General features: G+C 37.3%; 11 protein-coding genes, 1 pseudogene and 1 other annotated feature. Of the genes and pseudogenes, 3 read left to right on the top strand and 9 right to left on the bottom strand.

Features of this window, described 5'->3' with window-relative positions:
• Window positions 1–934: 934 nt before the first annotated feature.
• From ileS to AMS59_RS20075, 6 genes and pseudogenes are all read right to left on the bottom strand, one after another.
• Window positions 935–4024 carry an isoleucine--tRNA ligase gene (gene ileS / locus AMS59_RS20105; RefSeq protein WP_053485499.1) on the bottom strand — a complete coding sequence of 1030 codons (3090 nt, stop codon included), beginning with the start codon at window positions 4022–4024 and terminating at the stop codon, window positions 935–937.
• 54 nt (window positions 4025–4078) lie between these two features.
• Window positions 4079–4318, bottom strand: a binding site (T-box leader).
• Between the two features lie 477 nt (window positions 4319–4795).
• Window positions 4796–5263, bottom strand: a pseudogene (locus AMS59_RS27055) (DUF2785 domain-containing protein).
• Entirely contained in the window at window positions 5260–5496 is a 237-nt protein-coding gene (locus AMS59_RS25970; RefSeq protein WP_199777803.1) for a hypothetical protein, read from the bottom strand. The pseudogene AMS59_RS27055 and the gene AMS59_RS25970 overlap by 4 nt, the downstream one beginning before the upstream one ends.
• A gap of 247 nt (window positions 5497–5743) precedes the next feature.
• Window positions 5744–6712, bottom strand: a complete 969-nt coding sequence (locus tag AMS59_RS20085; RefSeq protein ID WP_053485495.1) for a hypothetical protein — start codon at window positions 6710–6712, stop codon at window positions 5744–5746.
• Complete coding sequence (locus tag AMS59_RS20080) at window positions 6705–7226, bottom strand: sigma-70 family RNA polymerase sigma factor (protein ID WP_053485494.1); 522 nt, start codon at window positions 7224–7226, stop codon at window positions 6705–6707. The genes AMS59_RS20085 and AMS59_RS20080 overlap by 8 nt, the downstream gene beginning before the upstream one ends.
• Before the next feature lie 281 nt (window positions 7227–7507).
• Window positions 7508–7951: an Lrp/AsnC family transcriptional regulator gene (locus AMS59_RS20075; RefSeq protein ID WP_053485493.1), complete on the bottom strand. Its 444-nt coding sequence runs from the start codon at window positions 7949–7951 to the stop codon at window positions 7508–7510.
• Between the two features lie 141 nt (window positions 7952–8092).
• Here AMS59_RS20075 and AMS59_RS20070 point away from each other — a divergent pair, with 141 nt between their 5' ends.
• Window positions 8093–8677: a DJ-1/PfpI family protein gene (locus AMS59_RS20070; RefSeq protein WP_053485492.1), complete on the top strand. Its 585-nt coding sequence runs from the start codon at window positions 8093–8095 to the stop codon at window positions 8675–8677.
• Window positions 8678–8725: 48 nt separating this feature from the next.
• On the opposite strand, the gene AMS59_RS20065 is transcribed toward AMS59_RS20070, so the two are convergent.
• Entirely contained in the window at window positions 8726–9577 is an 852-nt protein-coding gene (locus AMS59_RS20065; protein WP_053485491.1) for a LysR family transcriptional regulator, read from the bottom strand.
• Window positions 9578–9757: 180 nt separating this feature from the next.
• Between AMS59_RS20065 and AMS59_RS20060 the strand changes: the two genes are divergently transcribed.
• Window positions 9758–10900, top strand: a complete 1143-nt coding sequence (locus tag AMS59_RS20060) for an MFS transporter (protein WP_053485490.1) — start codon at window positions 9758–9760, stop codon at window positions 10898–10900.
• 625 nt (window positions 10901–11525) lie between these two features.
• Window positions 11526–11924, top strand: a complete 399-nt coding sequence (locus tag AMS59_RS20055) for a hypothetical protein (protein ID WP_053485489.1) — start codon at window positions 11526–11528, stop codon at window positions 11922–11924.
• 197 nt (window positions 11925–12121) lie between these two features.
• Here AMS59_RS20055 and AMS59_RS20050 read toward each other — a convergent pair whose 3' ends face one another.
• A complete protein-coding gene (locus AMS59_RS20050; RefSeq protein WP_053485706.1) occupies window positions 12122–13531 on the bottom strand; it encodes a YcdB/YcdC domain-containing protein in 1410 nt (469 codons plus the stop codon).
• An 81-nt stretch (window positions 13532–13612) separates the two neighbouring features.
• Window positions 13613–16318: an aconitate hydratase AcnA gene (acnA, locus tag AMS59_RS20045; protein WP_053485488.1), complete on the bottom strand. Its 2706-nt coding sequence runs from the start codon at window positions 16316–16318 to the stop codon at window positions 13613–13615.
• Window positions 16319–16679: the final 361 nt, after the last annotated feature.

Raw genomic sequence — 16679 nt, 5'->3', positions numbered from 1 at the left:
ATGCTTTATTAGTTTAGTTTGACTCTTCAACAGGAGTTGGATAATTACAGAATATAAGGTAGGAATTATTAAGAAAAAAGGAGAGGTACGATGTTCGATCAAGTTGCGTATTTTATTTTTAGAGCCCTTGTAATTCTAACGGTTTTGGTTGTTGTGGTTGGAGTCCCTCTTGGGGATACACTGTTAAGAAAAAAATAAGGATGCTGGGACAAAAGGATTTTAGCCAATGAAAAACCCGAACTATATCACAAACGCTCATTCTGTGTTTCGTAATAGTTCGGGTTTTCTGATTATATTCTTTGTTAATTTAAAAATTATCCGCCTTTCATAAAGGACAAATTAGTTTTGTCCCAGCCTCTTGATTTTACATCTTGCTTCGTTTTAGGGATTGCTGAAAAATCGTTTATTGAAGTAAAGTGCTCCGTTAGCCATCCATGAAGCGCAAATAAGCACTTCACCATAGAAAATGAAAGATGATTAAGTTCTTTCATGGGAAATGATGAAAGTATAGAAAAATTCACATATACTATAAATGTTTTCAGACTATATCTTAAAACACAAATAAGAGCTGAACTAATATTAAAAATAACGTATTATAATGTTGCACATTGTATATAGGATACTTTGCTATTTTTATGGCGACTACTGAGCAGTTTTGAACCAAAGCTGATCACTTTTTCTGTCTACCCGAGCAGTTTCCAGGCTTACCTGAGCACTTTTTCTGTCTACCCGAGCAGTTTCCAGGCTTACCTGAGCACTTTTTCTGTCTACCCGAGCAGTTTCCGGGCTTACCTGATCACTTTTTCTGTCTACCCGAGCAGTTTCTTGGCTTACCTGAGCACTTTTTCTGTCAACCCGAGCAGTTCCGGGGCTTACCTGATCACTTTTTCTGTCTACCCGAGCAGTTTCGGGGCTTACCTGATCACTAAAGATTTTACAGCTTAAAATAAACAGTAACTTTTTCGTTAAACAATTCTGTCTCTATATATCGTTCACCATGATCATCACTCACATATTGAATATCATTTAACAACACATTTGCCTTTAGTAACGCTTCATGCTGCTGGATGATAGTTATTGCTTCGGCACTTCCAGCAATCGAAATCGATACATATTGTTCAACAGGGAGTTTCCATTTTTTGCGTGTATCTTGAATTGTGCGAATTAATTCCCTTATTTGTCCTTCTTCAAGTAAGCTAGCTGTCAGATGAACCTTCATAAGGACTCGACAAGGAGCATCTTCGGCTAAGATGTAATGTTCCTTCACAATAGACTCGGTTAACACATGCGCTTTTAACAATGTTATCTGTTCCCCATCAATTGTTAACGCAACTGAACCTGTTCGCTGTAATATATTTTTCTCCTCGTCATTTAAATTTACTACGTAATCTTTTACTTTGTTTACTTTTGGTCCGAATGCTGCACCAGCCGTTTTAAAATTAGGCTTATAATGAACGGTTTCATATGCTGAAAATTCATTTGTCCAAACGCATTCTTTTATATTTAATTCATCTTTCACGAGCTCGCTATATGATTGATAATCTGTTAGCTCACCGTCAACAGAGACAATCATTTCACTTAACGGCTGCTTTACCTTGATCCCTTGACTATTACGGATGCTACGGCCAAGCTCTACGACTGTTAAAATATTCGCCATTTCTTTTTCAAGCTTTGGATTCAATAGTGCTTCATTATATTTAGGGTAATTTTGCAAATGTACACTTTTTCCAGATAATTGTCGATATAAATCTTCCGCGATAAATGGAGTGAATGGTGCTAGTAATTGACAAATTGTCGTTAGTAGCTCATACAGTGTACTATAGGCACCTCGTTTATCCTCTGACAATCCGTTTGCCCAAAATCTTGCTCGTGAGCGACGGATATACCAGTTACTTAGCTCTTCCACAAGCATGCCGATTTCGCGTGTTGCTTGTGTAAATTGATATTCATCCATAGATTTTGTCACAAGCTGAATTGTATGGTGTAATCGAGACAATATCCAATGATCTAGCTTTGTACGTGTACCCGTCTTAGCAGCATCGTACTGGAAGCCATCTATTTCTGCATATAATTGATAAAATTTGAACGTATTATCTAGTGTATCAACTAGCTTTGATTTCGCGTCCATCACAATTTTTGTTGAAAAACGTTTAGGATTCCAAGGAGAACTGTCGACTAAAAACGCCCAGCGTAAAGCATCCGCTCCGTACTGCTCTATCAGCTCAACTGGCTCTAATGCATTTCCTTTGCTTTTCGACATCTTCTGTCCATGCTCATCTAAAACATGCCCTAAGGAAAGGACATTTTTATAAGGAGCCTTTCCTGTGAATAAAGTCGAAACCGCTAATAAACTATAGAAAAAGCCTCGTGTTTGGTCAATGCCTTCGATAACAACATCGGCAGGGAATTGATTGTTAAAAGCAGCAGAGTCTCCAAAAGGATAATGTTGCTGCGCAAATGGCATGGATCCACTATCAAACCATACATCAATCACTTCCGGTGTACGTTCCATGTCACCATTACACTTTGGACAAGTACATACAACCTCATCAATATACGGCTTGTGAAGCTCGATGTCTTGTAAAGTGCCTTTCGCTAATTCTTTTAACGATGCAATACTATTTGGCGCCTCTTCATGACCACAATCCTGACAAACCCACACATTAAGCGGTGTACCCCAATAGCGATTACGGCTAATATTCCAGTCCACTAAGTTTTCTAAGAAATTGCCAAATCTACCGTGCTTAATGTGATCAGGATACCATGTAACTTGCTCATTATTTTGTAAAAGTTTATCTTTCATTGTAGACATATTGATAAACCAGCTGTCAGTCGCATAGTAAAGCAATGGTGAATCACAGCGCCAGCAATGAGGATAGCTATGCTCATATTTTTCCTTATCAAACAAGAGCTCCTTTTTGACGAGCATTTTAATAATCTCGACATCACAATCTTTCACAAATTTACCGGCAAGCTCTGGAACCTCTTCTGTATAGCAACCCTTTAAATCAACAACATTGACAAACGATAGATCATTTTGCTGAACCGTTTTATAGTCGTCCTCCCCATACGCAGGAGCGATATGAACGATTCCAGTTCCACTATGCTCTGTGACATAATCGGCCAGCACAACGACATGACCTTTATTAACGGTTACGTATGAAAAAGGTGGAATGTAGGATACACCTTCAAATTCATGCCCATTATGCTCACTTAATATTACAACGGGTTCAGTAAAAACCTTTTCCACCAATGATTTTGCCAAGATATAAACTTTATCGTGCTGCTTCACTCGAACATACATGAGCTTAGGATTCATGGCTAAGGCAACATTGGCAGGTAAAGTCCAAGGAGTCGTTGTCCAGCCAAGAAAATATTCATCTTTATCCTGTAGCTTAAACATTGCTGTGACAGATAAATCCTTTACATCCTTATAGCCCTGTGCAACTTCATGAGAGCTTAATGATGTTTGACAGCTAGGGCAATATGGTGAAACGCGGTGCCCCTTATATAAAAGCTTTTCCTTGTGAACATGACTTAAAATATTCCAAACGGACTCAATATAATCATTACTTAGCGTTAAATACGGGTCATCCATATCAATCCAATAGCCTAGCTGTTCTGTAAAGGAGCGCCATTTCTTCTCATAAGTAAAGACACTTCCCTTACACTCTTGAATAAATTGTTCAACACCATATTTTTCTATTTCTTGCTTACCAGAGATACCTAGCTTTTTTTCCACGCCTAACTCTACAGGTAAACCATGTGTATCCCAGCCAGCTTTACGCTCTACTAAATAACCTTGCATCGTTTTAAAACGAGCTACGACATCTTTTATCGTTCTGCCAAATGCATGACCTACGTGTGGTAAACCATTTGCTGTTGGCGGTCCTTCGTAAAATACAAAAGGCTTATTGTTAGAACGATTCGCAACAGACGCTTGGAACGTTCCTTCTTGTTCCCACAGTCGACGAATCCTTGTTTCTCTTTCTACAGTCGTTTCTTTCTTCTCTTCAGCTTGCATGTAAATTCCTCCTATACTAATTGTATAAAAGGCATACAAAAAACCCCGTCCCAAGCAAGGGACGGGGTTAACCGCGAATACCACCCTAATTCTATTGAATCAACGTTCAATAGCACTTAGCAACGTACAATCATACGTGTTCTTTTTAACGGTAGACACCCGGATTAGCTTACTATGTTCAGCCAATCTTCTCAGAGAGGATCTTCATGTAACACCTGCACACCGACTTCCACCAATATGTCGGCTCTCTGTAGAACAAAATGAAACACTACTTTTTCTCATCAACGAATTTGTATGCTTTTATTGTCACTCATCTTAACAAACTAATTTTTGTCTGTCAATAATTTCAAAGTACTAATATTGGTAGTGATTTCCTTATAATTCATTGAGACATGCTTCGATGCTTTTATGAAGAGCTGCGAACTTAGGCTTTCCATTTGTTTTAATATAAAAGCTCAGGTGTGTTGATTAACCATTTTTATACATCCAAAGAGGCTGATTTCCGCTACGTGCTACTCGCTTTCCTGCGGGCGAGCGTCGAGCCGCTTCCTCCGCTTCCTCCGCTTCGCTCCGTGCAGGGTCTCGGGCCAACACGAAGTTGGTCACGAAGGCGTTATCACAGGACGTGATGGTTTTAGCCTTCGTTCCTCTATCGCTTTCCCGCGGGAGTGGAGTAGCCCTACGCTACAATCAGTTAAAATGGAAATATATTGGCAAAGTGGTAACAAAAAAATCCTTTTATCGCTCAATAATAAACTTATTTTTTCCTAATCAACACGCCTGATAAAAGCTTTTTAAAAAAATTTTACAGTTAAAAAGTAAAATTCTCTGATGCTGTACATCGAGCTGTTCTTTTTTTACTTTTAAAGTAGCAGGTAATTCTTGCAACAATTTAATGATCTCTTGCTCCTCTAAACCATGCTCAAGCATTTTAAAAATAGGTACTAAAATCCGTTCATCTTCATTATGTATGAAAGCATACTTTTCTTGCAAAACGGCGTTATATAATGCGCTTACTATTTAACTATAAAAGGTTTTATTTAATTTGGGATTTTTCACCAATTTATTTATTGCATCAGCCATATGGGCCACATTATGAGCCCAACCTTTCACCGGCACGTAGCCTCTTACATCCTTTTCCTCTGCTAAATAAGCTAGTACTTTATCTTTACAATCAGCGATTTTTTGTTGGGATAAAAAATCGTCTGCGTTATCTCTAAATAATATTAGGGCAATCAATAGCGACGTAAATGTACGGGTAAAAAGCTTTCTGCGATACCCTTACATAATAAATTATTCAAACATTCTTCTAAAAGCTCCGTTAAAAGTGAATGCTCAAGTAAGTTTTTTTCACGGATCAATTCATAAAACGATCCATAAATTAAGTCATCTCGTAGTTCACTATCTAATGAACCGATATGTAACATCATTGATTGTATGAGATGAGATGAGTTTGGTCCTCTTGCTGCCATGTTCTAGTTCCACTATTTATGTCTGTTAGTATTTTTTTTAATTCAATTTCCTTAAGTAAGTTTTTATTTAGTATCATATCCAAACTTTCCCCCTATTCCCTTTTGTTTTGATAAAAGAATTTACATAATTATACATTATCACATCCCTTGATTATATAATTACTTACAATAATTGTACACTAATCCAAATACAAGAGGAGATTAAAAAAGCTAGACATTCTTGAAATTTTGAATGTCTAGCCTTGATTCATTGATGCTCTTCCAGTATTTTCATGCTATCTATATCTGCAAATCTTATTTTAGAATCATCTTGTTCTCCTGCTAAATCTGTACTATATTTAACTTCTACATCATCTCCAAGCGATAATGTTGTAGGACCATCGATTAATGGGAACCACGTACCATTACCGTGTTTTTGTACGATGTCATCAATTGATAATTTACCAATATCCGATTTATCTGCATAGGAAACAACTAAAAATTCATGTTCCTTGATTGCTACGATTAACCCATTTTTAGAATGGATTTCTTTTTCCCCAACTGGAATATCAAATTTTTCACGTAAAGCTACTATCTCTTGACTATAGTGCTTCTCTAAATAGTTCATAGCATCTTTCACGACTAGAAAATATAATATCTGCCTATTGACATCTTTATATTGATTCTTTTCCTGCTCCATCAGTGAATTGATTATAGCTATTTTATAAGATATCGATTTAAAATATTGTTCGATATACTCTTCTTTTGTAAGATTCAGCATTTGTAATTCTTTAGCAAATTGCGCTTCGTTTTGATTTATAGCTAATTCTATCAATGATTCAAGCTGTTCATTAATTTGTTTTTGCGAAGGTACTATCCCCTTTGATTGAGCGTAAGCATATAAAGATTCAAACTGTAAAAAGGATTCAAACTTCTGCTTCTTTGCATCATTGGACCATTTTTGATCCTTTACTCGGGGATCCGTTTCCAAATAGAAGCTTAAAAACTTTTCATCTAAAACAGTTGGTATACTTGCTGATTGCTCCTGACTTCCGCTGAATTGGGTATACAGAAATATTCCAATACAAACTGTTAAAATAATAGACATTACACTATATTGCCAACGCCAAGACTTTTTTTTCATCTCACGCTGTTCCAAATGCTGTACTACATTGGTCATAACACGTTTTTTGCTTTCGGTTAAATCATTTAATACCCTCACATCGACTTTACTCATGCAGCAGGACCTCCCATTCAACATGCTGTAGCTTTGGCTTTAATAACTCTCGTCCACGACGTAACCTTGTTTTCACCGTACTCTCCGGAATACTTAAAAGCTCGGCAATTTTAAGAACAGGCATTTCCTCAAAATAATAATAAATAAGGACCTCACGCTGTTTTAATGGTAGTGCTAAGATGGCATTTTCTAGTAAGGTTTGTTCATCCTGCTGTACTAGCATGTCCCTTTTCGTGACAGCCTGCTTGGCAAAGATTTTCTGTTGAACTTGTATTTTACGGTATGTCCAGCTGCGTAAATAGTCTTTACTTTTGTTGATGACGAGCCTCGATAAATATGCCCGTAATTCTCCTCTTTCTTCATAGTTTTGCTGATGATCGTAAAATTTAATAAATACATCTTGCACGATATCTTCAGCACTTTGTAAATCTTTGACGTAATAAAAGGCAAGTCGGATGAGCCTTTCTGTATGCTGCTGCATTATTTCTTCGAGTTCTTTAATTTCAAGCAACATCTCTCCCCCTCTCTGCCCTATAAACGGTGCTCACTGTATAGAGGTTTGCTTTTTTTGTATTTTTTTAAATAAATGATACCTGAACTAAGTTTTTCTTCTAAGGTCCCGAACAATTTGAGGGTTTGGAACTGTGGTTTTCTTGAGATGTATTTCTTTCTAAGCAGAGTCCTTAGCTAACTCGAGCGGTTTTTGGCTTTACCTGAGCACATTTCTCGGCAACCCGAGCGATTTTGGCCTTTACCTGAGCACTTTCCTCGGCTTCCCGAGCGGTTCCAGATTCATTATTCTAAATTTTCATCAGAAAAAGGAGTGATGACCGTTTTTTCCGATGAAGACAGCACAATATTCGTTGAAGGCGTTCCATAAGGCATTGCTTCATCAATAAACTGCTCTAATGTTTCCACTGAATTGGTTGCAATTTTTACGATATAACTTATTTCACCCGCTACACGATAGCATTCAAGGACATCGGGATGTGCGTTACAAAAATTCGAAAGACTTCTACAATCAATTGATTTAAATAAAATAATGGCTTGAATTTCGCGATTCAACTTTTTTAAATTTACCTTTGCACTATAAGCTTCAATAATCCCCTGCTCTTCTAATTTTTTAACACGCTCAATAACTGCTGGAGATGATAAATGAACCTTCACCGCTAACTCCTTCATCGAGATTTTTGCATTTCGCTGCAATTGCTGTAAAATTTCTGTATCTATTTGATCCATATGTATCCACCTTTTTTAATAAATTAGATTTAATGAAATTCCTTTTATTATAAAGTAAATCATCTAAATTACATTATACATATTCTGTCATTGAAAAGCCTTATTCATTACAATTAAGCATATAAAGGAGGCATTAACAACGTGAAAAAAATATTATTATTATTAGCAAATGGTTTTGAGGCTGTTGAAGCGAGTGTTTTTACAGATGTACTTGGCTGGAATAAATGGGAGGGCGACGGTACAACAGAGGTCGTGACCGTAGGATTACATAATCAATTACAATGTACATGGAATTTTAACGTAGCTCCCGAAAAATTGCTTCATGAAATTTCATTAGAAGAGTTTGATGCACTAGCGATTCCTGGAGGCTTTGAGGAAGCTGGATTTTATGATGATGCCTTTAGCGAGGATTTCAAGGCGGTCGTTCGTCATTTCGATGAACACAAAAAGCCGATCGCTACGGTTTGTGTAGCTTCGCTAATTTTAGGTCACAGCGGAGTACTCCATAATCGAAAAGCTACTACTTATAATCACCCAACAAGTAAACGATTAGCACAGTTACAATCCTATGGCGCTGACATCGTCAACGAGCGAATTGCTCGAACTGAACATATTATTACATCCTCAAATCCTGGCACTGCATTCGACGTTGCTTTTAGCTTACTAGAAATGCTGACAACTGTGGAAAATACACAAAAGGTAAAGGATTTAATGGGGTTTAAGTAATTAAATGAAGCTGTCTCATAGCGTTAAGTTGAGACAGCTTCATTTCATTTAATTTGATAATAAATGATGTAACTTCGATCCAAACTCTTTGCTTTTTGTCACTAATGAAATTGTTCTTGTTCTTCCAAAATTATTAATTGGTAAGGCAAAAAGCTGAAGATGACCGATATTTTTAGCCATTAGCTCTGGTACAATCGTAATCCCCATTCCAGAAGTTACAGCCCCAAAAATAAAATCGCCAAAGTTCACTTCACTTATAATATTAGGTTTATAGCCAAGCGCTTGTATTTGTTCTACTATATCCTTCCTTGAATCACAAGGAGCCTGATGAACAATAAGCGGCTCCTCACACAATTCTGTAAGGTCAACTGCTGTTCTTGAATTAAAACGATGATTCAAAGGAAACACAGCATAGTAAGGTTCCGTAAACAATTCGCAACTCCACAAAGATTCTTCCGTATATTTTGCATCCACAAAAACTGCATCAAGTCTACCTTTTTGTAAAGATTGTAACAGTTCATTTGAAGTATTTTGAATCATTAATGTTATAGGTCGATCTAGTAGCTTAAGTTCATTCATTTTGTTTGGCAAATAGTAAGTAGCTAAGCTAGGCAGACCACCGATTGCAATAGGATTGCTCTGGTTAAATTGCTGTAATTCTTCACGAATGCTGGCTAGTTCAGTAATAACTGGTGTAATGCGAGTGTAAAAACGTTCGCCAGCTTCCGTTAATTCAATACCAATGGATGTCCTATGAAATAGCTCGATGCCAAGATTATTCTCTAAGTTTCGTATATGTTTACTTAGTGCAGGTTGGGAAAGATTAGTGATTTGAGCAGCTTTAGAAAAACTTTTTTGATTGGCAGCAGCAATAAAACTATGTAACCATTCTACATTCATTATATTCCTCTCTAACCTATAACGATTTGTTATACCCTTATAAAATATTGATTGTTCCATATTCTTGGTTTTTTAGTAACCTATTAAATATAGAAGGTGCTTCGATTATAACATAACGTTATAGGTTATCTATCAAAACGACAAATACATAGCATCTTTAATTTTATGGAGGTTCAATATATGAAAAATGTTTTATTATTATCATTCGGTATGTTTGCTCTTGGCTTTGATGCCTATGTAATCGCAGGGCTTCTTCCAGGAATTAGCGATACATATCAAAAAAGCACATCACAAGTTGGCCAGGCTGTGAGTATTTTTACATTATTTTACGCTATCTCAGCGCCGTTATTTTCTTCTTTACTTGCAGGAAAACCAATTAAAAAAATCTTAATAGGGTCAATGCTTATCTTCACAATAGCGAATAGCATTACAGCTTTAGCGCCGACCTTTTCTATTCTTCTACTATCAAGAGCAATTGCAGGGACAGGTGCTGGTTTATTTTCACCATTAGCTGTGGCGGCCTCTTCAAAGTTCGTTTCTAGTGATAAGCGAGGGAGAGCTCTAGGATTGACTATTGGAGGAATGAGTATGGGAACAGTGCTTGGGGTTCCTTTAGGTATTTATATATCAAACTTATTTGATTGGAAATTAACACTTTGGCTATTAGTATTGATCGGAGTAGTTTCTATTTTATGTATGTATATTTTTCTACCCAATTTCCCAGCAACACCTCCCCCTGCACTAAACGAACGATTAAAGATGTTCTTAGATAAAAGAGTAACTATAACTGTATGTATTACATTTTTCGGCAGTGTTGCAAGCCTAGGATTGTATACATATCTTTCTCCCCTGTTAGAAGAAATGACATGCTCCGGTAACTTAACGATGTATCTTTGGGCATGGGGATTCGGTGGATTATTTGGAAGTATAATGATTGGTTACTTAATCGACTATTTCGGAAAACCCAAAACTTTAGTTACAATCATTTTATTTATTTTAACATTATCCATTATTTGTATACCATTAATGATTAACTTACCGCTATTAAAGTACTTACCGTTTTTTGTCTGGGGTGCTATGGGTTGGGCATGTCAAGCACCCCAACAACATATTTTACTATCGTATCAGCCGAATAACGGGAGTTCGGCAGTGGCATTAAACAGTTCTATTAATTATTTAGGCAGTGCAATAGGTGCAAGCTTAGGTGGGATTGTACTGTCCTTACAGATGGGATCAATAACATTGATTTATTTTGCAGTAATCTCTATGTTATTCGCCATTTGTTTACAGTTCTATAGTTTGAGGAAGAAATTTAGCGTTTAAAAAGTATAAATTTATATAATTGCGATTCTAACTGTTGATTTGATGATCTTACTCGTCATTTCGATGGTTAGAATGTCAATTTTGACTGGGTTACCTTCTTTTAGGGTGGCGCTTTCCGTCGCTTTGACGGGACCTTCCGTCGTCGGAGATTCTTTCCGTCGCTTCAATGGTTCCATCCGTCGCAATGGCGATTCTTTCCGTCGCTTCGGCGGGACCTTCCGTCGTCGGAGATTCTTTCCGTCGTTTTGGCCGTTCTTTCCGTCGTTTCGATGGTTCCTTCCGTCGCTCTGGCGATTCTTTCCGTCGCTTCGGCGGGACCTTCCGTCGTCGGAGATTCTTTCCGTCGCTTCAATGGTTCCATCCGTCGCAATGGCGATTCTTTCCGTCGCTTCGGCGGGACCTTCCGTCGTCGGAGATTCTTTCCGTCACTTTGACAGTTCTATCCACGATTTCAGAGATTCTATCCGTCACTAAGTGTTATACGATATATTGCAACTATTATCGAGGCAATGGCATTTGAAAAAGCTGCTCTGCATTCAATGGGAACTCCTACGATCTGTAACTATTTGTAATTTATTGCGTCTAATTGGCAATAGAATAAACTTAACTTTTTGGAGGCAGTCTAATGAAAAAAATTTTGTTTCTAATTTTATTGGTAAGTCTGTTTTTGGTTTCAGCTTGTACAAATGGAAAAACGCAATCATTAGAAGCCTTTTATAAGGATGCAAAAATTGAAAGTATCGATAAAGTGATCATCCAAGATGGTTCTACGGGTGCTTCAAAAACGATAACTAAGCAAGAACAAATCAATGATTTCGTTTCTCAAATTAAAAATATAAAATTTACTCTGCAAGACAATCAAGAACAACGTGTTGGATGGCGATATGGTATTACTCTTTTTGATAGTGAAAGAGAATTTAAATTCACACTAAGTGAAATTGATAACACCTACTATGAGTCAAACCCGAATATTTATCCTATTGTAGATAACTATTACAAACAGTTGGAAAATGTAGAAGAGTAAAGCTTTTAAAACTTATGACCACTTTATATTGAGATCTTTTTTATGCATTTTGTAAGTTCTATCCGCCACTTCGTTTAATTTCTATAAAGACCATTTCACTTTGACAGAAGTAGAATATAAAACTAACTTCCCAGGAAGTCGGTTTTATATTTTAATGATTACTCATTAGCCAACAAAAAACAATTCACTGAAAAAAGTTAAACATTACTGACAATAATTTCGCCAGTTGTTGCGTCAATATACCGGATAGGTGCCCTAGTATGTCGATCACAAGCTTGATAGACAAGTTGATAAGACTCTATTTCGTTATCGTAATTTTTGTCCCAAACCAATTGAAAATCGACATTTTCTAGAAATTGAAGACACGCTTGTTCCATAGAAATAGCTGGAACTGTAGGAATTTGGCTAAGTTCATCCAAATCAAATTTCGGTCCACTATAATAATCAATCTGACCTGTTGTACGATTAACAACGACGATAACCATATCAATGATAGATATACCCTGGCTATAATGGGCATGGAAAATAAACGATTCTGATTCTCTTTCATCCTCTTCCTCATCTTCTCGAAATAATCGTTGAAGATAAGGATAGTAGTCAGGAATTATTTTCAGTAAAAAGTCTATTGCTTTTTGATAACATGCTTCTTGACTAAGCTGTAGATTTCCTAAACGTTCATGCATCCAACCAAAGCTTTGAATTTTACCAGTTTTCTTTGAAATAATAGCTTTTACTGTATCTTCTGACCGCATTTTAAAAAAGCTGTTCATCGATAAATCTTTCTCTTTCATCTCCCAATCCCGCTTTCGCCATACAATCCCTATCTCTGGTCCCCTGTCTACTTCTCGGATAAGCTCCAGTTCATCTGTTATGCCAATGATTTCTTCATTCGTAAATTCATTGCCAATCATATTGGTAGGCAATGGAGGAAGGGCAGCATAACTTTCAGGCTCATTTTCATCACGAATAATCGTTAATGTTGGCGCTAAAGAATCAGCTTTAAAGTGTAAAAATGAATTTACTTGATACGCAAGATGGAGTCCATCTTTCTTAACATTGTAAACATCACAGGATAATTTTGTTATTACTAGTTGTAACGCCAATGCCTTCCGCACATATTCCATCAAAGCTTCCTTCGAAACTAGACTTGAAGGGATTTTAGGGCTTATTTTCACGCCGTTGTATCTAAATCCAACAATATTCCCTAATGCATCAACATCTATAAAACAACCAGCATATTCTAACGGTAAATCCATGACAATTTGTTCAAAATAAAAACGATCCACTCTAGATAGTTCTTCAGCTTTTGAAAACGTTAAATCTTCCAGTGCAGATGGATAATGACTAAGTAAAAATTGTTCGGCACATCTTCTTTTTTCATCATTAGATAAAGAATCTGCCTCAGAAACAGAATCATTTTTTTCAATTGATATGTATATGAGGTTTCCAATGTAGTCTAATTCAACAGTCAGACTTTCATCTTGTTGTTCATTCGCCCATGAGAACATTACTCTTTCATCTTCAAAATAATCTTCTATGATTAGTTTATAGTGACTTGGTAATGGAACAATTGATAAAGCGCGTTCTTTTAGTTTATCTTTTTGCAAATCAAAGCCCCCCATTACAATTATTTTTTATGTATATACAAAAACCGACCTCCAAGGAGATCGGTTTTTATATTTAAATGATTACTCAGCAGCTTTTGCGCGAAGAACCATTTGTAGGATACCACCGTGACGGTAGTAGTCTACTTCTACTTCTGAGTCGAAACGAGCTAAAGCTTGGAAAGTTTTAACTGAACCGTCTTCAGATTTAGCAGTAACTGTTAAGATTTCACGTGGTTTTACGTTATCAGTAATGTTAACAGAGATTTCTTCTTTACCAGTTAAGCCTAAAGTTTCAGCTGATTCACCTGGCATGAATTGAAGTGGAAGAACACCCATCATTACTAAGTTAGAACGGTGGATACGCTCGTAAGATTGTGCGATAACAGTTTTCACGCCAAGTAGGAATGTACCTTTCGCAGCCCAGTCACGAGAAGAACCCATACCGTAGTCGTTACCAGCAAGTACTACTAAGCCAGTACCTTGCTCTTGGTATTTCATACATGCGTCATAGATGTACTCTACTTCGCCTGTTGGCCAGTAAGTAGTGAATCCACCTTCTGTACCAGGAGCAACTTGGTTACGGATACGGATGTTTGCAAATGTACCACGCATCATAACTTCGTGGTTACCACGACGAGAACCGTATGAGTTGAAGTCACGGATTGCAACACCGTTTTCGATTAAATATTTACCTGCAGGTGTATCTTTACCGATTGCACCAGCTGGAGAAATATGGTCAGTAGTGATTGAGTCACCGAACTTCGCCATAATGCGTAAGCCGTCTAAGCCTTTAATAGCTTCTGGCTCTTTTGCAAGACCTTGGAAGAATGGTGGGTTTTGGATGTAAGTTGATTTGTCATCAAATGTGTATAGAGACTCAGTTGATGTTTCAATTGCATTCCATTTTTCGTTCGCTGTGAATACAGTTTCGTATTCTTTTTGGAATAATTCACGGTTAACTACAGTACCTAATACTGCGTTAACTTCTTCAGTTGAAGGCCAGATATCAGCGAAGAATACTTCGTTGCCATCTTTGTCTTTACCGAATGAATCTTTTTGTAAGTCAACATCCACAGTACCAGCAAGTGCATAAGCAACAACAAGTGGTGGTGAAGCTAAGTAGTTAGCTTTTACAAGTGGGTGTACACGACCTTCGAAGTTACGGTTACCAGAAAGAACTGATGTTACGAATAAATCGTTCTCTTTGATAGCGTCTTCGATTTCAGGAAGTAATGGACCTGAGTTACCGATACATGTTGTACAACCGTAACCTACAGTGTTGAAACCGATTTGGTCAAGGTAAGTTTGTAAACCTGAATCTTCAAGGTAACCAGTTACTACTTTAGAACCTGGTGCTAAAGAAGTTTTTACCCATTTAGGTACAGTTAGACCTTTTTCTACAGCTTTTTTCGCCACTAAGCCCGCAGCAATTAATACGTATGGGTTAGATGTATTTGTACAAGAAGTGATTGCAGCGATTGCTACAGCACCTGTTGGGATTTCTACATCGCCCTCAGCGAATTTAGCTACAGAAGTTTTTGCGAATTCATCTTCAGTTAAACCGAAACCTTGTGTACCTTGTGGTGCCACTACTGCTTCTTTGTAACGAGTACGCATTTGAGATAGTGGAATTAAGTCTTGTGGACGTTTTGGACCAGAAAGGTTTGGTTCGATTTCAGCTAAGTTTACTTCTAATACGTCAGTGTAAACTGGCTCTAAAGTTGGATCGAAGAACATGTGGTTAGACTTTAAGTAAGATTCTACAACCGCGATGTGCTCTTCGTCACGACCAGTTAAACGCATGTAGTTTAATGATTCTTCGTCAATTGCGAAGAAACCACATGTAGCACCATATTCAGGAGCCATGTTAGAGATTGTCGCACGGTCAGCTAGTGGTAATTTAGTTACGCCAGGTCCGAAGAACTCAACGAATTTACCAACTACGCCACGTTGACGTAATACTTGAGTTACTTTTAATGCTAAGTCAGTAGCAGTAGTTCCGTTTGGAAGATCGCCAACTAATTTAACACCGATAACTTCTGGAATTGGGAAGTATGAAGGTTGGCCAAGCATACCTGCTTCAGCTTCGATACCACCAACGCCCCATCCAAGAACGCCGATACCGTTGATCATTGTTGTATGTGAGTCAGTACCTACTACTGAGTCTGGGAATGTTTCGAATGTACCGTCAGCATTTTCGTTTACGTGTACAACTGGAGCTAAATACTCTAAGTTTACTTGGTGAACGATACCAGTTGCTGGTGGTACAGCACGGAAGTTATTGTAAGCAGTTTGAGCCCATTTTAAGAAGTTATAACGCTCAGCGTTACGTTCGAATTCAAGGTCCATGTTTGCTGCTAATGCAGATGCATTACCGTATTTGTCAACTTGTACTGAGTGGTCAATTACAAGGTCAACTGGAATAGCAGGGTTGATTTTGCTTGGGTCGCCGCCCATTTCTTTCATAGCAGAACGTAGAGAAGCAAGGTCAACTACTACTGGTACACCAGTAAAGTCTTGTAATACTACGCGAGAAGGTTTGAATGGTACTTCAGCTTCTGGATCTGCACCGTTACCCCATTTTGCTAATTCGTTTACGTGCTCTTCTTTGATAACATATGCATCATATTGACGTAAAACTGATTCTAATAATACTTTGATTGAGTAAGGAAGGTTTGAAACTTTTGCAACGCCAGCTTTTTCAATCGCAGCTAAGTCATAGTAATTATAAGTTTTACCATTAACTTCGAATGATGCGCGGCTGTTGTGTAAATTACCTTGTGCCATTTGCGGATCCCCCTAAATATCTTTTTGAAAAGGCTATATAAATTTTTAAAGCATCTTTTCTCCAATACCCATGATAGCTCATTTATATTCATAAGTAAATTACATTAATATTATCTTTTTCGATAAGTAATCCTTATGACCTTGGTTTGTAGCCTAATGTATTTAATTTTTTGATGTGCATAATATGAAGGTTTTGCAAATCAGAGATTTTTATACCCTTCTATTTTAAGCATTTAAATGGGGCACTCGTAGTTTTTTTAAAATGGCGCCCCAACAAAAAAATTGGCTCAACACCAAAATCTGTTCTTGCTAAAAAAGAATACAAAAAAACATCTGTATCCGCTAGAGTTGAGAGTACGAC

The organism is Lysinibacillus sp. FJAT-14745, assembly GCF_001275675.1.
Classification (GTDB): domain Bacteria; phylum Bacillota; class Bacilli; order Bacillales_A; family Planococcaceae; genus Lysinibacillus.
This window is presented reverse-complemented; position numbering and strand designations above follow the sequence as displayed.